Annotated in this window: 25 protein-coding genes and 1 riboswitch; of the genes, 7 read left to right on the top strand and 18 right to left on the bottom strand. The window is 35.7% G+C overall.

The annotated features are described in order from the left end of the window. Window positions 1–2: 2 nt before the first annotated feature. The 6 genes from M0D58_RS16355 to M0D58_RS16380 form a co-directional block, all read right to left on the bottom strand. Window positions 3–1,061 (bottom strand): hypothetical protein, encoded by a 1,059-nt coding sequence (locus M0D58_RS16355; protein ID WP_248391666.1) that lies wholly within the window; start codon window positions 1,059–1,061, stop codon window positions 3–5. Window positions 1,062–1,161: 100 nt separating this feature from the next. Next, window positions 1,162–1,590 carry a PaaI family thioesterase gene (locus M0D58_RS16360; RefSeq protein ID WP_248394992.1) on the bottom strand — a complete coding sequence of 143 codons (429 nt, stop codon included), beginning with the start codon at window positions 1,588–1,590 and terminating at the stop codon, window positions 1,162–1,164. Window positions 1,591–1,695: 105 nt separating this feature from the next. Then, window positions 1,696–2,298 carry a 1-acyl-sn-glycerol-3-phosphate acyltransferase gene (locus M0D58_RS16365; protein ID WP_248391668.1) on the bottom strand — a complete coding sequence of 201 codons (603 nt, stop codon included), beginning with the start codon at window positions 2,296–2,298 and terminating at the stop codon, window positions 1,696–1,698. 317 nt (window positions 2,299–2,615) lie between these two features. Next, window positions 2,616–4,337, bottom strand: coding sequence for a PspC domain-containing protein (locus M0D58_RS16370; protein ID WP_248391678.1), 1,722 nt, complete (start codon window positions 4,335–4,337; stop codon window positions 2,616–2,618). A gap of 11 nt (window positions 4,338–4,348) precedes the next feature. Then, entirely contained in the window at window positions 4,349–4,678 is a 330-nt protein-coding gene (locus tag M0D58_RS16375) for a PadR family transcriptional regulator (protein ID WP_248391680.1), read from the bottom strand. Window positions 4,679–4,891: 213 nt separating this feature from the next. After that, entirely contained in the window at window positions 4,892–6,232 is a 1,341-nt protein-coding gene (locus M0D58_RS16380; protein ID WP_248391682.1) for a cytochrome P450, read from the bottom strand. A gap of 153 nt (window positions 6,233–6,385) precedes the next feature. Here M0D58_RS16380 and M0D58_RS16385 point away from each other — a divergent pair, with 153 nt between their 5' ends. Further along, a complete protein-coding gene (locus M0D58_RS16385) occupies window positions 6,386–6,976 on the top strand; it encodes an HD domain-containing protein (RefSeq protein ID WP_248391684.1) in 591 nt (196 codons plus the stop codon). Between the two features lie 160 nt (window positions 6,977–7,136). Here M0D58_RS16385 and M0D58_RS16390 read toward each other — a convergent pair whose 3' ends face one another. The 6 genes from M0D58_RS16390 to M0D58_RS16415 form a co-directional block, all read right to left on the bottom strand. After that, window positions 7,137–7,520 (bottom strand): acyl-CoA thioesterase, encoded by a 384-nt coding sequence (locus tag M0D58_RS16390; RefSeq protein ID WP_248391686.1) that lies wholly within the window; start codon window positions 7,518–7,520, stop codon window positions 7,137–7,139. A 103-nt stretch (window positions 7,521–7,623) separates the two neighbouring features. Beyond that, window positions 7,624–7,802: riboswitch (cobalamin riboswitch) on the bottom strand. A gap of 40 nt (window positions 7,803–7,842) precedes the next feature. Next, the gene (locus tag M0D58_RS16395; protein ID WP_248391688.1) at window positions 7,843–8,658 is read right to left on the bottom strand and encodes a hypothetical protein; all 816 of its coding nucleotides are present in this window, start codon (window positions 8,656–8,658) and stop codon (window positions 7,843–7,845) included. A gap of 9 nt (window positions 8,659–8,667) precedes the next feature. Next, on the bottom strand, window positions 8,668–9,330 hold the full coding sequence (locus M0D58_RS16400) for an ATP-binding cassette domain-containing protein (protein WP_248391690.1): 663 nt from the start codon (window positions 9,328–9,330) through the stop codon (window positions 8,668–8,670). Then, complete coding sequence (locus M0D58_RS16405) at window positions 9,327–9,605, bottom strand: hypothetical protein (protein WP_248391692.1); 279 nt, start codon at window positions 9,603–9,605, stop codon at window positions 9,327–9,329. Before M0D58_RS16405 ends, M0D58_RS16400 begins: the two co-directional genes overlap by 4 nt. A gap of 84 nt (window positions 9,606–9,689) precedes the next feature. Then, the gene (locus tag M0D58_RS16410; protein ID WP_248391694.1) at window positions 9,690–10,031 is read right to left on the bottom strand and encodes a YcxB family protein; all 342 of its coding nucleotides are present in this window, start codon (window positions 10,029–10,031) and stop codon (window positions 9,690–9,692) included. 149 nt (window positions 10,032–10,180) lie between these two features. Continuing rightward, window positions 10,181–12,328, bottom strand: a complete 2,148-nt coding sequence (locus tag M0D58_RS16415) for an endonuclease MutS2 (protein ID WP_248391696.1) — start codon at window positions 12,326–12,328, stop codon at window positions 10,181–10,183. A 236-nt stretch (window positions 12,329–12,564) separates the two neighbouring features. On the opposite strand from M0D58_RS16415, the gene M0D58_RS16420 reads away from it, so the two are divergent. Both M0D58_RS16420 and M0D58_RS16425 read left to right on the top strand, forming a co-directional pair. Further along, on the top strand, window positions 12,565–13,674 hold the full coding sequence (locus tag M0D58_RS16420) for a hypothetical protein (RefSeq protein ID WP_248391706.1): 1,110 nt from the start codon (window positions 12,565–12,567) through the stop codon (window positions 13,672–13,674). Between the two features lie 484 nt (window positions 13,675–14,158). Then, complete coding sequence (locus tag M0D58_RS16425; protein ID WP_248391708.1) at window positions 14,159–14,686, top strand: GNAT family N-acetyltransferase; 528 nt, start codon at window positions 14,159–14,161, stop codon at window positions 14,684–14,686. A gap of 63 nt (window positions 14,687–14,749) precedes the next feature. On the opposite strand, the gene M0D58_RS16430 is transcribed toward M0D58_RS16425, so the two are convergent. The 3 genes from M0D58_RS16430 to M0D58_RS16440 are packed head-to-tail and all read right to left on the bottom strand — an operon-like array spanning window position 14,750 to window position 17,168. Next, window positions 14,750–15,256: a hypothetical protein gene (locus M0D58_RS16430; RefSeq protein WP_248391710.1), complete on the bottom strand. Its 507-nt coding sequence runs from the start codon at window positions 15,254–15,256 to the stop codon at window positions 14,750–14,752. A gap of 53 nt (window positions 15,257–15,309) precedes the next feature. After that, window positions 15,310–16,581 (bottom strand): hypothetical protein, encoded by a 1,272-nt coding sequence (locus M0D58_RS16435; RefSeq protein WP_248391712.1) that lies wholly within the window; start codon window positions 16,579–16,581, stop codon window positions 15,310–15,312. 50 nt (window positions 16,582–16,631) lie between these two features. Then, a complete protein-coding gene (locus M0D58_RS16440; RefSeq protein ID WP_248391714.1) occupies window positions 16,632–17,168 on the bottom strand; it encodes a YceI family protein in 537 nt (178 codons plus the stop codon). A 503-nt stretch (window positions 17,169–17,671) separates the two neighbouring features. Between M0D58_RS16440 and M0D58_RS16445 the strand changes: the two genes are divergently transcribed. Then, window positions 17,672–18,313 carry a uracil-DNA glycosylase gene (locus tag M0D58_RS16445; RefSeq protein WP_248391716.1) on the top strand — a complete coding sequence of 214 codons (642 nt, stop codon included), beginning with the start codon at window positions 17,672–17,674 and terminating at the stop codon, window positions 18,311–18,313. On the opposite strand, the gene M0D58_RS16450 is transcribed toward M0D58_RS16445, so the two are convergent. The 3 genes from M0D58_RS16450 to M0D58_RS16460 all read right to left on the bottom strand — a co-directional run bounded on the left by M0D58_RS16450 (window position 18,300) and on the right by M0D58_RS16460 (window position 20,555). Further along, entirely contained in the window at window positions 18,300–18,794 is a 495-nt protein-coding gene (locus M0D58_RS16450) for a hypothetical protein (protein WP_248391718.1), read from the bottom strand. The two genes, M0D58_RS16445 and M0D58_RS16450, sit on opposite strands and share 14 nt — an antisense overlap. A gap of 10 nt (window positions 18,795–18,804) precedes the next feature. Then, window positions 18,805–19,296 (bottom strand): DUF456 domain-containing protein, encoded by a 492-nt coding sequence (locus M0D58_RS16455; RefSeq protein ID WP_248391720.1) that lies wholly within the window; start codon window positions 19,294–19,296, stop codon window positions 18,805–18,807. 77 nt (window positions 19,297–19,373) lie between these two features. Then, entirely contained in the window at window positions 19,374–20,555 is a 1,182-nt protein-coding gene (locus M0D58_RS16460) for a type 1 periplasmic-binding domain-containing protein (RefSeq protein ID WP_248391722.1), read from the bottom strand. A 274-nt stretch (window positions 20,556–20,829) separates the two neighbouring features. On the opposite strand from M0D58_RS16460, the gene M0D58_RS16465 reads away from it, so the two are divergent. From M0D58_RS16465 to M0D58_RS16475, 3 genes are all read left to right on the top strand, one after another. Further along, window positions 20,830–22,089, top strand: coding sequence for a mechanosensitive ion channel family protein (locus tag M0D58_RS16465; protein ID WP_248391724.1), 1,260 nt, complete (start codon window positions 20,830–20,832; stop codon window positions 22,087–22,089). Between the two features lie 216 nt (window positions 22,090–22,305). Further along, entirely contained in the window at window positions 22,306–23,025 is a 720-nt protein-coding gene (locus M0D58_RS16470; protein ID WP_248391726.1) for a pyridoxine 5'-phosphate synthase, read from the top strand. A 12-nt stretch (window positions 23,026–23,037) separates the two neighbouring features. Then, window positions 23,038–23,817 carry an alpha/beta fold hydrolase gene (locus M0D58_RS16475; protein ID WP_248391728.1) on the top strand — a complete coding sequence of 260 codons (780 nt, stop codon included), beginning with the start codon at window positions 23,038–23,040 and terminating at the stop codon, window positions 23,815–23,817. Window positions 23,818–23,913: the final 96 nt, after the last annotated feature.

Here is a 23,913-nt window from a genome sequence, read left to right on the forward strand (position 1 = left end):
TTCTAGTTTTCCACAACATAAATAGAATTAAATGTTGATGTGTAATTTACAGTTCCGTTTTGTGTACCGTTGATACTCTGGGTTTCCACGCCGTTGATAAACACTTTGCCAAGATACGCATTATTTGCCGTGCTGTATTTTATCATATATACATTATTATTCAACACAAACAAATCCTGAATATACGGCAGAGATGAAAAACCAGGACTTACAATACTGCTGTTTTTAAAGTAATCACTTCCCTGATTATAATACGTTGTATACAGATCATTGGAACCTGCATCAGAAGCAATTTTTCCGTAAAAAGGTAAAGTGATGGTGTAATTACCGATCATTGTTTCTGTATTTGAGGTAATATTTTTAAAGTAATATTTGGCATTCTTCTGGAAAAGGATGTGCAATCCGTTATTATTTTTAGCAAAATTGAAAACATAATTAGGCTGTCCAAGAGAATTGAATGTTGTATTTTTAAAATACCCTCGGTCAACATTCTGATTATTGTCAACAATAAGTGCTGATACGTAAATGTCTGAACCATTGATGAAAAGTCCTTCTGCAGATGGAATATACTGACTCTGGTAGAGTAGTGTTTTTACTCCGTTTTTCCAATAGCAGAGTTCATACCTTTGGTTGGGATTGGCAGGTGAAAGATTTTCAACATAACCGGCAAAATAAAGATCACCATTGTTTACACCAAATGCGGTTATATCATTCTGTGCACCGGAAGGTATTCCAAGATACTGTTTGATTTCAGTTTTATTACCGTTTTTCCAGAAATAATGAACCGATTTAAAAGAAGTAGGCGTTACACCAAGACTTGCCGTGACATACACATTGTTGTTTTCCTCTTTGATCTCGAGAGGTACAAGATTGTCGCCGCCGTTAAGATCTGTTTTAATGTTGTTTTTCCAGTAGCATGCTTTGCTGTTTTCTCTTCCTGCAATATAGACATCGTAAGACTGTGGCAAATTACCTGTTGTTTCGTCATTAATACTTGTATTACTACAAGAATTAAAAACGGATAATACAGATACAAAAAAAGGTAAAAGTAGTTTTTTCATAGAGAATTGTTTTTAAGTTTGTACCTATAAGATGCAGAATTTTGAAAAGGTTGCAGTAAAAAAATAAAAAAAGCTCAAAAAAAATTTGAGCTTCTGAAATTTATCTGTTGATAATGGTATTCGTCATGGTGGTGTGGCTAATGAGCTGGCCTTTTTCATCCCGTATTTCAATTTCTGAAACATGCATTGATTTTCCTTTCCGGATAAATCTTGCTACCGCAGTTACCAATCCGTCTTTTTTGCTTCGTAGATGATTGGTGTTAATATTGGTGCCCACTCCAAAGTATTTTTCACCATCGATAAAAATGTTAGACAGGCTGGAGCCCATGGTTTCTGCCAGAACGCAGCTTGCGCCTCCGTGCATAATTCCAAAAGGCTGATGAATTCTGGGCAGCACGGGCATTGTTGCCGTTAAGGTTTCATTTTCAACGTCGATATCGGTAAATTTAATATCCAGGGTTTTGGCAAAAGTTTCTCCACCCCATCCGTTGATAAACTTCAATAAATCTTCCTTATTTTTATCTTTAATATACATGTCTGCTATAAATGATGATTGATTTATATTGTGAATTGTGAATCTGAATGATACGTTAATAACAATCAATAATTTTGTTAACTTCTAACTTCTAACTTCTTACATCTCACTTCTCACTTCCGAATCATTCCCCATAATATTCGGGTTCCAGTTTTCAGGGACCTTCGGAACAATATCATTTTTGATGTAATATTCCTGAATCTCAGTCATGATATCAGCAAAGGATGCCGTTTCAATTCTTTCATAAGGGATCGTATAACCGAGATAAATGATTTTTCTTTTAAAGTCTCCGGCAGCAAGAACAATCGGCACTTTTGCCGCTAATGCCATATGATAGAAACCTTTTCTCCATTTTGGTACCCAACTTCTTGTGCCTTCCGGTGTAATCACGAGGCTGAAGTCATCTTTTGCGAATTGTTTTGCTACAAAATTAACGAGATCATTTTTCTGGCTTCTGTCGATTCCGATGCCTCCCAGGCCTTTTACCAGACCGCCATACCAGGCTTTGGTATGAGCATCTTTAATGATTATTTTCAATGGCTTCTCCAGAGACCAATAGGCAAGATTTCCCAAGATATATTCCATATTGTGGGTGTGCGGCGCCACTACCAGAATACATCTGTTAAGGTTGTTTACGTCGCCCTGTAGAACGACCTTCCAGCCCATTAATTTTAACATTATTTTGCCAAAAAGCTTTCTCATATCATCTCAATTAAAAACAAAAAAGTATAACCAAAGTGGTTATACTTTACAAATATATTGAAATATTATCGCTCTTAAAACAAACCGCTGATTAAATCTACGATTTTCATTACAATTTCTAATGCCAGTTGTATCATGATTAGTTAATATTTTTTGAGTGTTTTTGGTTATAATTTTTATCTACACAAATGTAAAGTATTTTATTTACATAGCGAACTAAATTTGATTTTTTTTTCGTTAACAGTGAGAGAAGAAGGGTGTGAATTTCAAACGGTTGTGTTATCCATTCACACCTTCTGCCACTCTCTGCAGTTTAGTTATTTAGTTTGTATGGAAATTTCATTTTTACCTTCGTCTACTTTGAAGTCGATGTTTGCTCCTTTCATTTTTTTGATGCTGTGCTTCATAGAATCGATCACTTTATCTGCCTGATTGCTAGGAACTTTTTTTCCGTTTACAATAATGCTGTCTTCATCATCAGAATTATATTCAATCGTAGAGCCGTTTACCGTGATTTTGTTGTTTTCGATTTTAATTTTTCCGTCTTCATCTCTTTCCTGGTCGTTATCATTGATTCCGTCTGCATTAAGATCGCCATCGAAATTGATTCCGTCTTTTTTGGCAGGGATAACAATGGTTTTTAATGGAAGCACCAGTTCATAATCAATGCTGTAATCTCTGAATCGGTGTTCATAAGGATATTTGATGTAGTTTGGAAGGATAATTTTGTTATCTGCAACTTCCACAGGAACGGTAACACTCAATGGAAGATTATATCCTTTAGCTTCTTTCTTAATGATCAGATAAGGCGTTTTGATATCTGCTTTTCTTGTTACATCAACATGGATCCAGTCTTTTTCGTACACTGAAATTTTGTCGGAATAAATATCATCATCATACCCTTTGAAATTCTGAGGAATGGTAACCTGCTTGTAATCAACATAGAGCGTGTCTGATTTTGTGTTGATGGAAACCTCTTCCGTATCTTCTTTATGACCTTTCAGGAACATTTCTTTTTTAGCCATGCTGAATCCGAAATAAGCACCCAAAGCGATTAATGCAAGGAATAATGCTCCGATTACCCAACCTGTGTTTCTTAATTTTGTCTTAGGTGAAATTAATTTAATACTTAGTAACCCAAATAACATCGCAGGCAGTAAGCTTCCTAAAGTGATCAGCGCCATGATAACGTATTTCATATTGTCGTTATCGAAATAGAAATTCATTTCACTCACAGGAGGAAAGTCGCTGTCTGCTCCCATGAAACCGAACACTACGAATACACCGATCAGGCAGGATAAAGACATGAATGCGAAGATTCCACCTAAGATATATCGTACAACATTCCACAATCCGCTACCTGCATTGTTGATATAAGGTTTGTTTTCGATATATATTTCTCCGACCCTCTGAGTAGACTCGTTGGCAAACTGTACCAATTTATTAGACTCATTCTTAAGATTGTCGAAGTTCATAGGCTTTCCCTTCATTTTCAGGAAATCTGCTGCCGTTTCTGCTTTTGGCAATACCGCCCAAAGGATAATATATAATAAGAAAACCAATGTGGAAGATACAGCCGCTGTAAAAATCCCTAAGATGAAGATTCCAAGCCAGATAGCTCTCATTGCAGTAATGTCCATTCCTACATAATGGGCAAGGCCTGCGCAAACCCCAGCTATTTTTTGTCTTTCAGGATCACGGAACAGTTGTTTTTTATCTGAATATTCAGTTCCGGCGCTACCTGTCTTTTTGGTATTCTTTTCAGAATAATAAGCTTCTTCCTGCTCTTCAATGGTTTCAGGGCTTCCGATCTGGGCGATTACTCTTTCTACATCAGAGTCGTTAATTACTTCACGTTTCGCCATAGAATCTTTGAAGATCTCTACCATTCTGATTTCTATGTCGTGCATTACCTCGTCTGCTTCAGAAGCATCCAGAGAGCTTCTCAGTGCGTTCAGATAATCACTGAGCTTTATATATGCGTGTTCTTCTATTGTAAAAGAAAAACCTGCGAGTCCTATTGAGAGTGTTTTGTTCATAGCTTTGTTTTTTATTTTTTTTGAGTAATTTGGTTGACTGAATCTGTTAATTCGTTCCAGGTATTCTGAAGCTCGTCTAAGAACAGCTTACCTTTTTCAGTGATCTGGTAGTATTTCCTTGGAGGTCCTCCTGTAGATTCTTCCCATCGGTACGAAAGAAACTCGCCGTTTTTTAATCTTGTTAAAAGAGGGTAGAGTGTTCCTTCCACTACATCCAGTTTTCCTTTTTTCAGCTCATCGATTAAGTCGGAAACATACATTTCGCGATGATTGATGAGACTTAAAATACAGAATTCCAGAATTCCTTTTCGCATTTGCGCTTTGGTATTTTCAGTATTCATCTTTAATAAGTTTTGTTAATTAGTTATATCAATTTCGAAATCCGGAACCTAGCTAGACGATCCTATTTCGATTTTACATTACAAAGATATATAATTAAAATGGTATTATGCAATACAAAGTAGTGAAAAAATATAAATTAATAACTTAACTTATTGGAAATCAATATAATTATTTTTAATGCTATATTTATTAAATGAGAAGTTTGAGAAAAATTAGCTCAGATTTTTTATAATTTTACCTTTTAAGCTTGTTGTTCTTAAAGTAACCAATGCTTTTTTCTCCAAATCTTTCTGATAAGATATAAAACTGTAGTTTTTGTAGAATTTACGAACGATAAGAGCCATTTCCATCATGGCAAAATGCTCACCGATGCAAAGCCTTGGACCCGCTCCGAAAGGATAGTATGCAAAATTTTTAGCATTCTCATCATCAAAACGCTCCGGAATAAAGGAGTTGGGATCACTCCAGTACTTTGGATTTCTGTGCAGCCCTGTAATATAAAGGATAATTAAAGTTCCCTTTTTCCACGAATAGTCTTTAAAACTGTCATCTTCCAATGCCTGACGGTCGATAGCCCAGGCCGGAGAATGCAGTCTCATAGCTTCTTTAATGATATTAATGGTAAAAGACTTTTTCATTAAATTTTCTGTAGTGAAAACATTTTCGCCTTCTTTTCTGATTTCCTGCCGTAATTTTTTTTCTGTTTCATGATTTTGGCTGATCTCAAAGAAGATAAAGCTTAAAGCATTCGCAGTTGTTTCATGACCGGCAATAAAAAGGATTAGCATTTCATCAACAAGCTGTTCATCAGACATTGGAAGCTGTGTGTCTTCATATCTTGCATGAATGAGCATATCCAAAAGGTCATTCTTTTCTTCATCTGAATTCCTTCTTTTTTCCAGCACACTCTGGATAATATGCTTTGCCTGTTTGCTTTTTCTTATATTTTTATCTGTTATTCCGAGAATATTTAAAACCTGCGTATAAAGAGGTATTCTCACTTCTTTCGCAAACACTTCCTGAACTTCAGTGATAATTTTGCCCAGCTCTTTCACTTTTTCTTCATCAATATCAGAACTGAAAAGAGTTTTCGCAACAATATTAAAAGCCAGAGTATGAAAAACATCGTACAGATCAATTTCAGGTTTTTTCTCAAAAGACGAAAAAGCCGAATCAATCTCTTCTTCCATAATCGAAACCAGATTGGCAATTTTTGCTTTACTGAAACCGGGTTGAATTAATCTTCGTTGCTTAAGCCAATCTTTTCCATTGTTGGTCAGTAAACCTTTTCCAAGATATTTTCCTAAAGTGACAGATTGTATTTCAGATTTAAAATAATTCTTATGATTTTGTTTTAAAATATATTCTGTGAACTCTTTATCCTGAGAGAAAATAAAATATTTATTCGTGAAAGTAGCTTTAAGATGATAACTGTCTCCTGAAATGGCATGATTTCCACTGATCACTCCTAAAGGATCTTTTACTCCGTTAAATAGGGAATATAATTTTCTTTTTCCTTTAATTTCGGGCGGATAATTGAATTCTGAAGCCATGATAAATATTTACAATAAAAATAACACTAATCTGTTAATTAATATGGCTTTATATTTAAAGTATTATTTTTGCACCTCATGAAATTTGTCATTTTTTTTAAAAATAATTCATACTGAAGGCAATTTCAAATATTTACATATAAACTTAGAGCAATGAAGATTCAAAAGGAAATTGATTTCATCTTGGCTGTCGACGCCCTGAAAAATGTACAGCGAAGAAATTTTAATGCCGATGATTCCAGAAGGGAGAATACCGCAGAACATTCCTGGCAGATCATCATTCTTGCACAAATTTTGTTCCCCTACGCCAAAAACAGAGCGGATATTGATTTGTTGAGAGTCATCAGAATGCTTTCTATTCACGATCTGGTTGAAATTGAAGCAGGCGATACTTTCTTGTTTGACGAAGCGGCGATGGTTGGGAAGTTTGAGCGGGAAAAAGTTTCAGCACAAAAGATCTTCGGTATTTTGGATGAGCCGTTAAAAAGTGAATTTTTTAATTTGTGGCTGGAATTTGAGGAAGAACAGACACCGGATGCTATTTTTGCGTGTGCCATAGATCGGATCATGCCGTTCATTCTGAATTCGCACACTTCCGGAAAGAGCTGGACAGAAGCCGGAGTTACCGAAAAACAAATCAGAAATATGCTGGAAAATGCGATTGTAAGAGCGTCTGATGAACTAGGCGAAGCTTTTCAGTTGCTCTTAATTAAAAATCTGGAAACCGAAAAGGTGTTGAAGTAAGTTTTAATTTCAATTGAGAATTCTCTCAGAGATTCCACAAATTACGCTGATGATGTATATATTTTTAGCTGAAGATTTGATATAGACAGAATTTGTGAAGTCTGTGCAATCTGCGGGAAATAAAATAAAGCTTCGGCGGCCTTTGGCCGCCGAAGCTCTTTTATAGTATTTGAATTGGTTTCTTAAATTCATCAATTGCTACAAAAGTAAAATCACCCACGATGGCTCTTTCCCTTTCATAAGAATACATTTGCTCGGTATAAATTTCCACATTCACTTTCAGGCTTGTTCTTCCGACATGCACTACTTTTCCAATAAGCTCCACAATGGTTCCGGCAGGAATTGATCTTTTAAAATCAATCTTATCGCTGCTTACCGTTACTACGCGTTTCCGGGCAAATCTTGTTGCTGCGATAAAGGCAACCTCATCCATCAGCTGCATGGCAGTGCCTCCGAAAAGCGTATCGTAATGGTTGGTCGTGTTGGGGAAAACGGCTTTGAAAATTCTGGTCTCCGAGGTTTTAATTCTTTCTTCTGTAGTCATATTTCATTTAAATTAAAGCGAAATGAAAAGTTGAAAACAACAGAAAAAGCAGAGCGTAAAATCCCTGGGTTCTATAGATCAACAAACTTCAAATCGCGAAAGTTTTGTGGTGAAGAAAAAGGCAGGTCTCCTGACTTGTAACATCTTTATTTCCTTCCCGTACGTTTTACAGTGGATTATTAATAAAGACTTCAGTTACTTACAGTTGCGCGACAGTTCGTGATTTTCACACGATTCCCTTTTAATCTGCAGTTAAGCAAAACCAATTTCCTGAAAGCCAAAAGCTGGACTTTCGGCAGCAAAAGTAATGAATATTACTGAATTATTCCGGGTTTTTATAAATGATCTGGCTTTGAACTTTTCCCTGCTTGATCGTCCAGATCGTCGTATATCGGTTCTCTCCGGCGCCATTGGTCATATAAAGAAAAATATGGTCGTTATCAATGGCCGTTACGCCAACGTTATTGAAATCTATTGTCGGTTGAAACATATTTTTGATAGCATCTCTAACAAAGACAGAGCCTCTTCCCGGCTGCTGAACTCTTACTGATTTTATTTCTGTTAGTCCTTCAGGGATCTCTTTGCCAACACCCCAGGATTTTACTTTGTCGATTTTGATGATATTTCCTTCAGCATCTTTTTCCTGTTTTTTAAGCTTTGCATAAGAAGGATAGACGTCGATAATCACTTTTGTCCTTTGGTTACCCGGAATTTTAGGATTGGTATCATCCGTAAAAATAAGCGATTTTCCTTTTTTTGATTTTGAAGGGGTAAATGGGGGCAGCTTATCCACGAAAACCACGCGGTTTTTGTTCACCATTCCTTCTTTTGTAATGCTGTCGTATCTTACGAAAGGCTTGTCGGTGTCATCTTTTTCAGGATATTTGATCCAGATCCATTCTGTTTCTCCCGGAGCAGGTTTCACATAAATAAAAACATCGCCGGTTTTCATTCGGATTTTATCAATGATTTTACGGTAATCGTCTTTATGAACACGCACCATGGCGTAACCTTCTTCTGCTTTTACAACACCGAAAGGAACTTTATCCTGCCCCTTGGCGAAAAACACAAAAAGAAAAGTGAAAACGGATATATATAATGTTTTATTTACGGACATCATGATTTTTTTGATTGTCAAATATATAAATTAAATGTTTTTCGGAAGATAATAATGGAGCCGCAATTCTCTTAAATCTTTAATTTGTCTTAAGTAAGCATCTGAAAGCAGGTAAATTTCATCTGAAAGCTCCAGTGCATATTCAGTCATAAAATTAGATATAATAAACCCTTTCTTTCTGGACATTTCTTTTATCATTCTCATTACCTTTTCCGTAAGAACAGGTGACAGGCCGCTGTAAGGCTCGTCCAGTAAGATAAAATCAGCGTTAGAGTGGATGATCGTTAATACTTCCACCATTTTTCTTTCACCTCCGGAAAGATTTCTCGTAGTTCTGTTTAGCAAAGGTTTAAGAAGATCAGAATTAAAAAGTTTTTGAGTGTTCACTTCATTACAGAATAATGAGATAAGGTTTTTAATTTTAATATCTCTTGGAAAAATCGGAGTTTGAGGAAGATAGGCAATCTTATTTTTTCTATCGGATTGCTTTGTAAGAACCTGGTCATTGAATTTAATAAACTGAGAATCTCCCTTCAGTGTTCCGAAAATAATCTGTAACAATGTTGATTTTCCGGATCCGATTCCTCCCAATAAAGCCACAATTTTTCCTGTTTCACAACTTAAATAAACGTCCTGTAAGACTTTCTTTGAACCATACGATTTTGTGATACTGTCAATATGAAGCTTGCTCATAACAATTTGGAAATAAGGTTGATAATAAATCCGATGGAAACGGTTGTGATCCAGAGAAGCTGCCTTGAAAATCCAAAATTAGCAAAAAACAAATATTCCCTTTTCAGTCTTAATTCATAAATCAAAAAGTGAAATGCAGGTAACATCACCAGAAAACAGAATCCGAAATTTCCTATGCTAAATCCTGTCTGAAAAGCTAATAATACAGAAAACAATAAGGAAGGGATCAATAGTTTCAGATAGAAGATCCAGAGAATTTTTATGGTTTTAATCATATTCAAATATAGCAATAGAACAGAATATCTTATCACTATTTAAAAATGAAAAGAGTGCTTTTCGACACTCTTTTCATTTTTATTTCAATCGTTTCTGAGTTTTGCTTTCACATTATTCTTTCTGATAAGATCTCTAAGTTCTGAAATCTGGTCCTTTGTGAAAAACTTTTTAGGAACCATATTCATGGTCTGGGCAGTTTGGTAAATCAGAAACCATTCTTTTTTTTCTTTTACTTTATAAATCGAATCCCATGTAACATATGCATCAAAGGTTTTGCCTTCCGTACGGATCTTTTCGTCCGTGAAGGTGTAAGAAATCATCTCCTGGATATTTTTGTTGGAATAAAAAATATTTTTTACACTAAAATAAGTGCGGATAATGATGAACACAAAGAAAACCAGCAACCAGACCGATGCTGATTCCATAAATTCCCGATTATCATTATCTGCATTATAATAATTTATTCCAAAAAAAATCAATGCAATTATTGGAAATACAATGATTCGTATTAATGAATTTTTTAAATGAAACATCAAAAAATCCTTAAACGTGATATGGGTTTTTACTATGATCATTAAATTCTTTCCAGCTCATCCGCATCAATGGTCGTTTTGAACGTACCATAATTCACCACAACCTTTTTCTTGGAAATCTTTTCAATGGTTCCCACACTTGTGCTTCCGGCGATACGAACTCTTTGTCCCACTTTCATCCAGAGTGAACGGTCAGTTTGCCTTTTTTCTTCCAATTTTTCATTGGTCTCAGCAATTTTTTCAATCACTTCTTCTTTTTTCAGCTGTTGGGTGATTTTCCGTTTAACAACCTGAAGGCGCTTGCTTTCATCTTTGTCAGCACCCAGCTTACGGAATTTTTCCTGTTCCAGAAGTTTTACAAAATCTTTCACTACATCTTTTCTCGATTTTCCTTTGGTGTAGCTGTCGATAAACGTTTCAATCTTATTCCCGAACTGCAGTTTACGGTGTTCTTCTTCATACAGTTTCTGGAAATTATACAATTTCTGCTGAAGCTGCTCATTCAGCTTTTGAAGGTTATCACGCTTGTCCTCAACGGATTCTTTCCTTTCTGCAAGATCAGATTTCAGCTTTTCAACCTCATACTTTTCCTGCTGAAGCTTTACAATCGTTTTATCAAGATTTACAATATCGTGTTCTACCTTTTTCTTGGCAGAATGAATGATGAACCTTGGGATTTTATTTTTCTCGGCTACTTCAAAAGTAAATGAGCTTCCTGCTTGTCCTACTTCAAGTTTATACATCGGTTCCAGCGTTTCCTCATTGAAGAGCATGGCGGCATTCTGTGCATTCGGAAGCTGTTCTACCACCAATTTGATATTGGTGTAATGCGTGGTGATAATTGCAAAGCTCTTTTTATCATAGAAAAACTCCAGAAAACTTTCTGCTAAAGCACCTCCTAATTCAGGATCGGAGCCGGTACCGAATTCGTCAATCAGTAAAAGCGTATTGGCATCTGCTTCACGGATAATTCCCGACATTTTCCTCAATCTCGAAGAATAAGTCGATAAATGGTTTTCAATAGACTGATTGTCACCAATATCGGTCATGATCTTTTCAAAGAAAAACATTTCGGATTTTGGGTGAACGGGAACAAGAATTCCGCTCTGGATCATCAGTTGAAGCAATCCTACAGTTTTCAGGGTGATTGATTTTCCTCCGGCGTTCGGTCCGGAAATACAGATAATCCTGTTATGTTCCGTGAAGGTAAGCGTCTGAGGGAAAATGGTTTTATTTTCTGCTTTATTTCTTAAAAACAACAAAGGATGAAAAGCATCTCTTAACCTCAATGTTTTGTGACGGTTGATTTTCGGTAAAACACCATTGATCAGCTCTGCAAATTTCGCTTTGGCCCTCGTTAAATCAAGATCGAAGATGTATTTCTGGTATCTCCACAATTGAGGTTGGTATTCAGCCAATTCTGCAGTAAGCTGTCGTAAAATTTTATCAATTTCCTTTTTCTCTTCCTCTTCATTTTCTTTAAGCTTAAAATAATGCTTCACTACAGAGTCCGGCTGGATATAGGTAATAGACCCTGTTTTGGACAATCCCAATACTCTTCCCGGAACCCTTTTCTTAAAACCTGATTTTACCGCTAAAACCCTCTGGTCATCAATAATCGTTTCACGGATATCATCTAGAAATTCACTCTGGCCATAATTGAACAAAGCACGGTTAAAATTTTCCTGGATTGCTTTTTTGGCATGCTGGATTTCCGTTCTCAAGACTTTTAAAATCGGCGAGGCTTCACTTTTCACTTCACCGAAACGGTTGAAAACTTTATCAACCTTGTCAATAATTTCTTTTCTGAATTCCAGTATAGAAACATCTTCCATTAAAGTAGGAAAGGTTTCCGGCATGGTTGGGAAAAACTTCTGAAGTTTCCCGATCTGTTCCGTGAGGGTTTTTATTTTGATGAAAGCACTGTTTTCCAGTCGGTAATTTTCAATCAGCATTAATTTCAGTTCGCTTTCGATATCTTCATACTCGTCGAAAGGAACGGCATTAGAGCTTTCAAAACTTGATAAATATTCTGAGGTTTTCTTCAGGGAAAGTTCGGCCTCATCAATTTCCATCGGACGAAGCTGAAGAATTTTTTCTCTTGTCTTGGGAGAATATGCAAAAGGAGAAATCTCCGCGAGCAATTGCGGAAACTCTAATTCATTTAAATCTTCTTTATTTATAAACACAGTGCAAATTTAGTGAAAAATGTGCATTTTAATTTGAAAACGAATTATTTGAGATTTATTTTTTTAATATCTGAAATGTACTTATATGAATTTATTTATAAGCTAAATCGAACATATTTTTGAAATAACATCTTTGAAACAATTTTAATTATAAATATTATAGGAATATGTTTAAAAATGAATATTCAAGAATTATTTAAGTGTTATTATATTTGCAATTGAAATTAAATTCACAAATGATAAAAAAATTTACATTAGTAAAAAAATTACTCGTAGCAGTAGTTTTTTGTAGTTTTTCAATAACTACCAGTGCTCAAAAAATTGGAATATTTGAAGCAGCTATTCAGTTTAATGCAAACGGTACTAATAAATGGTACTCTTACGAAGGCACTGCAATTTCTACAACTCAGTTTAATGGAGCTAATTTAGGAAGCTTTGCTGCAAATAGTCAAACCTTAAAAATTATCGGTTTAGAGCTTCAAAACTACGAACAGGCAGGAACTAATTTCTGTGGAGGTACCATTAATTACAGGATTTATAAAACCGGAGATACTCCAGGTGCTTTTTTACAAGAAGCTTTGCCTTTTAAAGAAGCTTGCTCAGGAAGTTCATTTCCCACAGGAGGAGCTTGTTCCGGTCATGACCAAAAATGGAACAAATTAGATTACAACATTGATCTAACCAAACAATGCCCCGGAGATTATACTCTTGAATTATTTCTTGAATACACTGGAAGTGAAACTTCAACAACTGCTTGTGATTTAACCCGGAAACTGGATAATACCGGAAGCAATTTCAAAGCATCTTTTACTATTACAGGAACACCTACACCAACGCCTGCAATTAAATTTCACTCACAATCTACCTGTAGTTCAAAATATGGCATTTATCAAATAAGCAATTACAATTCAAACGCTAGTTATACTTTTACACCTTCGGGACCTCAATTCAGTCCAAATCAAACATCACCTCTTGGACCAGGAATGTTGGTAGTTCCTGAAGGAGCGTATACTGTAACGGCAACGGTAAATGGTTGCACTTCCTCGGCATCAACGTCTTTTACCGTTAATCCACAGCCAACTCCTCCGCCTGCTCCAGTTATGACTTTATTAAAACAGCCAACCTGTGATCCGGCCTCTCAAGGATATGGTGCATATGAAATCAGCAATTTTGACTCAAACGCAAAATATACCATAACTCCTAATCAGCCAATAATAGGATATGCTAATAATAATAAATGGATAGGAGCGCCTACGGGAACCTATACCATAACAGCCACAGTTAATGGGTGTACCTCATCAGCTTCTACATTTACAGTTGATCCTAAGCCTGCTAACTGCCCCTAATTAAAAGACAGTGTAAGTCTAGGTAATAAGAGAAGCTATTTTTATAGAGTGCGCCTAAAAGTTTAGACAAGCTTACCTTTAATTTTGATGGTTATTGAGTCCGATAGATACAAGATCGGACTCATTTTTGTTTAAATTTAATTTCATTCTTCGTTTTTATAATACTCTACCTATGTCTGAATTCTTTTTTTAAACTGACTATAGATTTATATTTTAAGATAAAGATTCTAATTTTAAAATTTTTTTAAAAAATTAGAACATAAATCTATTCAGTGTATTGGTTTCGGTAATTCTTATATATTTGTGATTGAATTAAATCTTTATGAATTAGAAAATTATAAACAGAAAATAATAGCGAATTTCACTTAACGATACTTCAGGTATCGACTGGAAAGTGGATGAAAATTTATTTCTGAAAGAACTTTATGATTTGAAGAGATCATTCTATAGAAGATAAATCATCAAATGACAAATTATAACAAGTATGATTGAAACAGAACGATTATTGTTGAAAGAAATCAACGAAAGCTATGTCAATGATATTCTGAAAATTCGCAGCAACGAAATTATCAATCAATATGTACAGAGAGTCTCTCCGAAAAATAATTACGATGCGCTGCAGTTTATTCTCACGATTAAAGAAAGAACTAAAAGTAATCAGACATTTTACTGGGGGATTTCTTTAAAAGATCAACTAAATCTTATAGGGACAATCTGTCTCTGGAATTTTTCTGAAGACCGGACGGTTGCAGAAGTGGGGTATGAATTATTGCCTGATTTTCACAACAAAGGAATCATGTCGGAGGCATTAAAAGCTGTTATAAATTTCGCTTTTAACAATTTGTTTTTGAAAGAAATTGTGGCAATGACTCACCGTTATAATGATAATTCAAAAAAACTTCTTTTAAAACATAATTTTGTATTGGAAGAGGAAAGAATAGATGAGGGGTTTCCCGATAATCTGGTTTTTAGTCTGAAAAATGATGGTTACAATTCCAAAAGCCTGCAGTAACTGAATACTGCAGACTTTATCAATCTCTAAACATTTCTTGTAATCTAAAATAAATGGTGTTGTTTATTGTGTGTTGGCAGCAAGGGCAAAAACAAGATTAAGATCATCCTTTACTACAATCATTCCACCCATTCTCTTTGGAGGTGATATGTTAAAATCACTGAATTTAACACTTCTTCTGCCGGTAAGTTTTCCGTTTTCGAGGCACAATGTGATATTGTATATTTTACTTCTGTTTATCATCTTTACTTCTATCTGTGCATTGTATACTGCTTTATTCCTGTCTAAAGAAATAAACTTTATATGAAGGTATGGATGATCTTCCGCTAAAAGAGTTTTCTGAAAATCAGAAGTCATTATTTTGTTGTGGCAATCGAAATCGTCTACTTTCAGTGCAATGTTTGGAAGGCTTTTTTCACTAATCATGAAATTGCCCCCGGGCGTTCTGAATGTAGTGTTGGTGCATTTGAAAGTATTAATATTGGTGCTTCCGTTGATCTGAATGTAGTTTTCCTGGGCATTCATAAATATTCCGGCTATAAACGGAATTGCTGCTAAAAAAGGTTTCATAATTCAGGTAGTGTTTTGAAAAAACTTGGGATAGCTTTTTCTGTGATTGGCATTTAGAAAGAAATGGCAGCTTCCAGAACAAATCCGTTGAATTTGCCGTCATACAGGATGCTTGATGTTGGATAGCCGTCGTATTTCTGATTGACATATTCAACTTTGGTAAGGATGTTTTTGGTCATAAACCAGCCTCCGCCAATGTTGTAACGGGTTACATCTACCTTGTTTCCTGTCGCCAGTTCACCTTTTACCAGGTTGTATCTTCCCCCGAAGTACAGATTATCATTATTTCCGAATCGGTAAATAAGTTCCGCGGCATACTGGTTCCATGTTCTGCGGTCGATTTCTGTTGTATTTCTGCCTGAAGCGTTTTCAAAAGTTCCGAAGAATTCCAGACCTTTATATCTTACAAACGGGTTGATCATAATGGAAGTCACTTTGTTTTTAAAATCCGGTACTACCTGTCCTGATCTGAAATTGGCAGAAGAGGTGGCCGCGGCATTTTCCATCACATAATAGTATCTTGATCCCGCTCTGTCTCCGTCATAGAAATCCAGCCTTTGGGTATTGGCGGTGTTGTAAACGGATCCTGTAAGACGTACTCTCAGGTCGCTGTTCAGCTGTTTGTCGTAGCCTATTTTAGCATATAAAGAGGGGCTTGTTCCTCCGTTGGCATTCTGGTTGAGTCTTCCGTTGGTAATACCTCCCATTCCGATGAATCCGTCTCTGCGGTAGTAATATTCAGCAAAAACCATTGTTGCATAAGCGTCCATCAGGTAATTTCCCACAAATGGGTTTTGGGTGGTGTAGGCATTATCGCTTCTTCTGAAGTGCACATCCCCGTAATTAATTTCATCATGACCGAATTTTATGGTTGAATATTTCATAAAGTCACTCAAAAAATCTTTTTTGATAAAATCAAGCTTATCAATCTGAATGTAGCCTCCTTTTACGTAGGTTTCGTTGTGGTGGCGGGAACTTAAAAATGTTCTTAAATGTAAATTGATACCGTCATATAAAGCCACATCAATATCAAGGTTGGCTGTAGCAAGGTTAAAATTATTTCCGATGTCGTACAGTTGGGTTGCCGGAACGGATTGATCTGCCCCGCTTTCATGTTTCAGACCTTGGAATTGTAGGGCAAACGCTCCGCCGATTCTTACTTTAAGTTTCTCAAAGGTTGTTACAGAATCTTTAGGATTTTCAAAAATATTGATCCCTCTCTGGTCTCTTGGTTTAAGATTATCTAAAGGAAACTGTTGAGCCTGTGCGGCATTAGCAAGTAAAATAGTTCCTAAGAGTGCTGTTTTTATGTAAATGGTTTTCATAACGTTTTATTTTTTTAATATTGATTAATCATGGTTTTAATGCTGATTTCTTACTGTGCTGTAATGCTTACTTTGATGGTGACTTCATCTCCTGTTTTTATACCCATGAATCCGGGTCTGCTCATTCCGAAATCTGAAAGTTTTACGGTTTCGGTTCCATAAATGGTGTAAGTGTTTTCATTTTTAGCAACGCTTACGGGAAAAGAAACATTTCTGGAAACTCCTGCGATCGTCAGTTTTCCGCTTACATTGCTTTTGCCGAAATTGATAGAGGCAGCTGTAAAGCTGATGGTAGGATATTGTGAAGATTTCAATGCTTCATAAGCTTTATTATCCATGGTGCTTCCTTTTTTGCTTTTCAGGTTTTTTACCGGCATGGTAAAAGTGGCGTTGGATATGCTGTTTCCATTTACGGTTCCTGTAAAGTAAGCTGCTGAAGAATTCATTTCCCAGTCGTGTAAAGGAGAAGTTCCGTTAACGGCAATTACTGTTGTCTTTTGATTTATTTTTTGAGCTTCTACATTTTGATAAAAAAATAATGTTCCGCATAGCGCTGTAGCATTCAAGAAAATTCTTAAAGTTTTCATATCGACAAATATTTATTAATTATGTTATGTAATATTCTTTTGTTTTGTGATATAAAGGTAGAATTTATGTTAATTTTATGATAATTTTTGAATATGATATAAATCTGTACTGTGATTGTAATTATTTAATTTCTAACAAAATTAATATGTAAGTTAAAATTTGTTAAAGACTGAACGCTAATTGTGATTTTTCAGCCGATTATTTGCTTAAACGTATCAAAAAAAATAAATCATATAAATTTTTACAGCATAAATACTGATCAAAGTCACTGAAATTATCTTGTTGGTGTGACAATGAATGATTACTTTATAAATGCTGCCCAGAGCTCATTTTTGGATATCCTGATATATTTTTATATTTGACAATTATAACCACTGATCGAGAAAAAGGTTCCATGATAATTTTTATAAAAATTTTTAAATTCATGGCAATACTTTTGATCTTACAGAGCAGTTGAGGTTTAAAAGCCTATCAATAAAAACATCTGATAAATTATTACAATATGACCTGGACAGAAATATTAGCCCCGATAAAAAAAACCGAATATTTTACCAATCTTTGGGAGAAAGTAAAGCAGGAATATGCAACAACAAAAGTTTTTCCACCTAAAAAACAGATTTTCAGGGCATTGGAAATTACCCCTTTCGATGAAGTTGAGGTTGTAATTATTGGGCAGGATCCATATCATAATGATTATCAGGCGAATGGTCTTTGTTTTTCCGTTTCCGAGCAGGTTGCCGCGCCACCCTCCCTGAAGAATATTTTTATAGAGCTTAAAAATGATATCGGTGTGGAAAGAACTTCAAAAGAATTGGATGACTGGGGAAAACAGGGTGTTTTGCTGTTAAATGCAACGTTAACCGTACGTGCTCATGCTCCGAACTCTCATAAGGATCTTGGCTGGGAAAAGTTTACGGATTTTATTATCAAAGAAATTTCGGATAAGAAACAAAATGTAGTTTTTGTCTTATGGGGTGCTTTTGCACAGAAAAAAGCCGAACTTATTGATCCGGCCAAACATTTTATTTTAAAGTCTGCACACCCGTCGCCATTTTCTGTTCACAGAGGATTTTTCGGAAGCAAACCTTTTTCGAAAATTAATGAATATCTGAGTTCTAAGGGAAAGAAGCCTATTTCATGGTAGCGGTGTTATCGGATTTTTTGATCATAATACCGATTCTATATTTTCCTTTAAGGTTTTTTGTGCCTTCTGCTGATCCGGGATACGGATTTACTTCTGTTAGCGTGATGGTATATCCGTTGAAATCTGCGGATTGATGGTAATTTCTTCCTTTATTATCCAGGCTTGCAAGGGATAAAGTCATAGGTCTTGTTGCAGTTCCCATTACCTCCAATTCGGCTACGGCAACGCCGGCCCAAATGCAGTTAACATCTTTCGGGCAGCAGCTGTCTTCAGAAATACCTTTGAATGTTACATTCATCTGATATTCATCAAGAAATCTGTTTTCTCCTTCATTGAAGTAGATGACGGATCCTTCATTGCTGTTTTTTGTGAGATTCCCGGAATTTTTCACTTGATCTTTTTGCGGAACCTGTGTTCCTTTTTGTGTTTTGCAGTTAACTAACAATAGTCCTGTGCTTAATATAATGGCTTTATACAACATTTTTCTTGTTTTAAATAATGGAAAGCATATTTAATACTACCACCAAAAACATTGCCACACCCACCACGAAGCTGAATCCGGTGCCGTAAATAAACCCTATAAAAGCTCCTTTGGTTGATTTTAAAGCTTTGCTAATATCTTTACTGTCATGAAGAAGTTCTCCTATAAAAACACCTGCAAACATCCCTACTAAAAATCCTAAAGGAATGGGTAAAAATATTCCTACGATGGTGCCGATTACCGAACCAATACTTCCCCAGCGTGTTCCGCCGTATTTCTGATTGGTCTTTGCCGGAATAACATAATTAAGTACCACTGAAGCAATGGTAAGGATTATAAATGCCCAGATATATATCATGCTGAGATCCGAATCGGTTCCGAATTTATAGATCAGAAGTCCGCAGATGCTCAATAACAGACCCGGTAAAACTGGTAAAAAAGTTCCTAAAATTCCTAAAAACAGAAGAATAAGGCAGAGAATATCAATTAAGGCTGTATCCATTTTTTTTAATTTAATGAAAAGATATAAAAAAAAGTGGCTTCAAAAAAGCCACTTCCATGTTTAAGGTGAAGTTTTTATTAAAGGTTTAAAATTACATATTGTAGAATAACACCTGCATTACCAATATTTCCGGAAGCGTGGTTGTGGAAAGTGGTATAATAAATATAGCCGCTGTTGGAAGCTCCTGAGCAAGGTCCCACTGTTGCGCCTAATGCAACAAGGAAAGGAACGGCTGCCTGAGGAACAGAAAGACTGATCTGAATATTTCCCGGAAGGGTAACACAAACTGTTACAAAAGTTGTGTTTGCAGCATTTCCTATTGGAGTAACCGGAATACCTGTTGCTGCAAAATGGTTGGTTCTGATCATCAACGCATCATTTGATGAAGTTTCCTTCACAAGTACTTCCCAGTAAGCAGGATCATAGTTGATTATTTTTTGCCATGCTCCTAAATCATAATCTAAATTAAGCGTATTGAATCCTAAAGCAGATGTTAGTCCGGCATTGTTTACCGTAGCGCCGATATTTCCGGAGTTTCCGATATTCTTGGAGCATAATTTTGAATCAGGTACAAATCCTCCCGGCAATCCACAGTTATTGGTATTGGTGGTTCCGCCCACTAAATAGGCAACATCCCAGTCTGAAGCATAGATACTTCCTCCGTTGGCCACAAAAATAGCTAAGTTGGCATCAATTGCCGTGTAAAGTGCGGGATTTGTCGTGCTGCTTCTGGAGCCGCAATTGAGGAATATAATATCGTACTGCGAAATTGTAGTCATATTCGCCAGGTCATTATTCGTGATTTCGGTTGCAGTATAGCCTAGAATCTGGATAATATCCTCTATCTTATCATAAGTTCCTTTTACATAAGCGATTTTTGCAATTTGGTTAAGTTTTGTCTGATTTGCATCAAGAGCAGTTGTTTCATTGTCTTTAACTACTGCGGAAATTTCTGTACGGAAATTGGTCCCGTTACCGGTCTGGATGTAGATTGTGCGGTTTCCGGCCGGAGCATCAAGTAGGAAATTACCTTCTGAATCAGAAGTCGTGTAATAGATTTTATACTTGTCGTCAAAGGTAAAAACAGAAGCTCCTCCAATAGGTTTGGTTCCGTTTTTTGACATTACCTTCCCGGTAAGCTTCCCGGTTTTAACGGCCGTATTCGTATTTTCCGTAATTACCGGTGCATCGTCTCCTCCGGAGCAGTTCGTTAAAAGTGTGAATACACACAATAAAATAAAAAAGTAGTGTTTTCTCATATGTATATGGTTTTTTTGATTTTATTTAGTTTATATCAAATTTAAATAATTATTAAATATAAATTCATAAAAATGTTGTTTTTTTTTAAATAAATTGTGGTAATATTATTTATTGTTATGAAAGTTTTATTTGTTAATCGTGCTTGTGAATGATTTTAATCGTTTTAAAAATTCTGAAAAATTTCTATTTAAAAGAATAACTTAATTAGTTTTGGGATAAAAATTGCTGAAAGATATTCTGTATAAAAATTACTTATTTCCTAAATTTGCTGTAATGAACGACCAATTAGAAGAAACAAAGGATCTCATACAGGGATTAAGTGAGCCTCTTTACCGATACATCAGCCGCATTGCACCGTCCGGCCTGGAATTCGTATTTCATATTATTGTAAAGATTCTTTTATTGATCGCGATTTTTCTGGTTATTGACTTTATTTTTAAGCTTATAATCAACAGCGTTTTCAGTATCTTCAGAAATAAAGAAAAATATCCTGCTATAAATTCAATTTATGAATCAAGAATTACCAATTCAATTGCTCATTTAATTGCGCTTTTAATTATAGGAAGTATTCATGAATCTATATTCGCAGGTGCTTTAACCAAAACAACTACATTTATTATAAGATGTGTTAATTTAGGACTTGTAATGATCTTTGCCGGAATGCTGTATCGGGGACTGACTGCTTTCAGAAACTATTTCGTCATTAAACAGGATTTTTACAAAATCATGGCCCTGAATGCTATTTCGGAGACGGTGAAAATTTTGGGAATCTTTCTCTTCTCGGTTGTTGGGATCTGCGTAATTTTCGGGATTAAAGGAACAACTATTGTCGGCAGTCTGGGAGCAATTACGGCTGTTCTTGTTCTTGTATTCCGTGATACGATTCTGGGATTTGTTACCGGACTTCACGTGGCAACTTCTAAAAACCTCAAAGTGGGAGACTGGGTAAGTATTCCGAAGTATAATATTGAAGGAAATATTGCTGAAATCAACCTTCTGACAACAAAAATCAATAATTTCGACAGGACCTTTTCCACAATTCCTACGTATGATCTTCTCACTACAGAAATCAAAAACATGCAGGTGATTTCCGAGACCAATGCCCGAAGAATCAAGAAATCTATTTTTTTCAACATCAATTCATTTAAATTCCTTTCGGAAGAAGATATTGAGCGCCTGAAAAGCATTAATCTTATTTCTGATTATCTCGAGCAGAGATCAATTGAGCTGAAAAAAGAAAAAGAAAACATGGCGCATAAAGAAGAGATCGTGAACGGCAGGCAGCTTACCAATATTGGTGTTTTCAGGTATTATGCCCAAAAATATATAGAACGTATTCCGGAGCTCGATAAAGAGGGTCCTATCATGGTCCGTCAGCTGAACAGCACACCGCAGGGGCTTCCTCTTGAAATTTATGCGTTTACCAACGATACCGAGTGGGTGCGGTTTGAGGAAATACAGTCGGACATCTTTGATCATTTATTGGTTGCTTCAAAAGAATTTGATCTGGAGGTAATGCAGGTAAAAGTTTAATCTTTTAAATCAGAACTTATTTTAATACTTCATTGTACTTTTTTCTGTGATAGAATTTGGTCTTTTCGTTTCTGAAATCTGGATTTTATCAATAGCTTTGTATCTTTAAAACTATCACAGGTCTGAAGGTATTATTCTAAGCATGTTGTGTCTTTATTGAATTGTTGCGAATTGCCTTTATCTTCAGAACTGTACTTCAAAAACTTATCAGTAGAAATGACAAAACTTAGTGTAAACATTAATAAAATTGCAACCATAAGAAATGCCAGAGGTGGTGAAACACCCAGTGTAACGGAAGCTGCAGTAAAGATTCAGGAATATGGAGGGCAGGGAATTACCATTCATCCGAGACCGGACGAAAGACATATTACCAGAAAAGATGTTTATGATCTTAAACCGCTTGTAACAACGGAATTCAATATCGAAGGAAATCCGCACAGACCTTTTATCGATATGGTCTTAGAAGTAAAACCGGAACAGGTAACTCTGGTTCCTGATGCTGATGATGCTATTACGTCAAATGCAGGATGGGATACCAAAAAGCATCTTGATTTTCTTACGGGGATTATTGCGGAGTTCAAGAATGCCGGAATTCGTACTTCAATTTTTTTAGATCCTAATCCGGAGCTGGTAGAATATGCCGCAAAAACAGGAACAGACAGAATCGAGTTGTACACAGAAGCATATGCGAAAAATTACACCGCTAATAAAGAACTGGCTATAAAGCCCTATTACGATACGGCAGTGGTAGCCGCAGATTTCGGACTTGGACTTAATGCAGGGCATGATTTGAGCCTTGATAATCTCAAATATTTTGCAGATAATATTCCTAATTTACTGGAAGTTTCTATCGGTCATGCTTTAATTTCTGAAGCATTGTACATGGGATTGGAAAATACGGTTCAGGCTTATCTGAAGAGACTTGCAAAATGGTAGAATAACAAAAATATGGAAATTTTAAATTCAAAAATATTCGGTGAAAACCTTTCGCAAACACCGCTTTTAGTATTTCACGGTTTGTTCGGAATGCTTGATAACTGGGGCTCTTTCGGCAAAGATATGGGAGAATTCCTTCCGGTACATCTTATTGATCTTCGTAATCACGGAAGAAGCTTCCATTCGGAAAACATGTCTCATGATGATCTGGCAGAAGATATTCTAAGATATATAGAATATTATAGAATTACTAAAGCCCATATCTTGGGACATTCACTGGGTGGAAAAGCAGTGATGCAATTTGCGATAAAATTCCCGGAAAAAGTGGAAAGCCTCATTGTAGTTGATATCTCACCAAAAGCATATCCGCCACACCATCAGGGAATTATTAAAGCATTGGAAACGGTTGATTTTAATACGGTTTCCTCAAGAAATGACGTAGAAGCAGTGCTCAGTCAATATATTCCTGAAAAATCTACCATTCAGTTCCTGACAAAAAATTTGTACTGGGACGATCATAAAAATCTGAACTGGAGATTTAACCTCAAAACTTTATCCGAAAAATATAATGAATTTGTATCCAATGCCATTAAATTCGGTGTTTTTGACGGGCCGGCTTTATTCATTGCCGGAGCTAAATCAAATTATATTCTTCCTCAGGACCACTTTGTGATCAGGCAGCAGTTTCCAAAAGCAGATTTTGTAATCATAAAAAATGCAGGACATTGGGTTCAGGCAGAAAATCCTGTTGATTTTGCTAATTTTGTTAAGGAATTTTTACATATTAATTAAAATAATTTCGTTATTAATTATTAATTGTTAAAATTTTCTTAAAAAATATTTTATTCTTCTTTGGGTGATTTTTTTTTAATACTTTTAGACCATTCT

The organism is Chryseobacterium nepalense (assembly GCF_023195755.1).
Lineage (GTDB): Bacteria > Bacteroidota > Bacteroidia > Flavobacteriales > Weeksellaceae > Chryseobacterium > Chryseobacterium nepalense.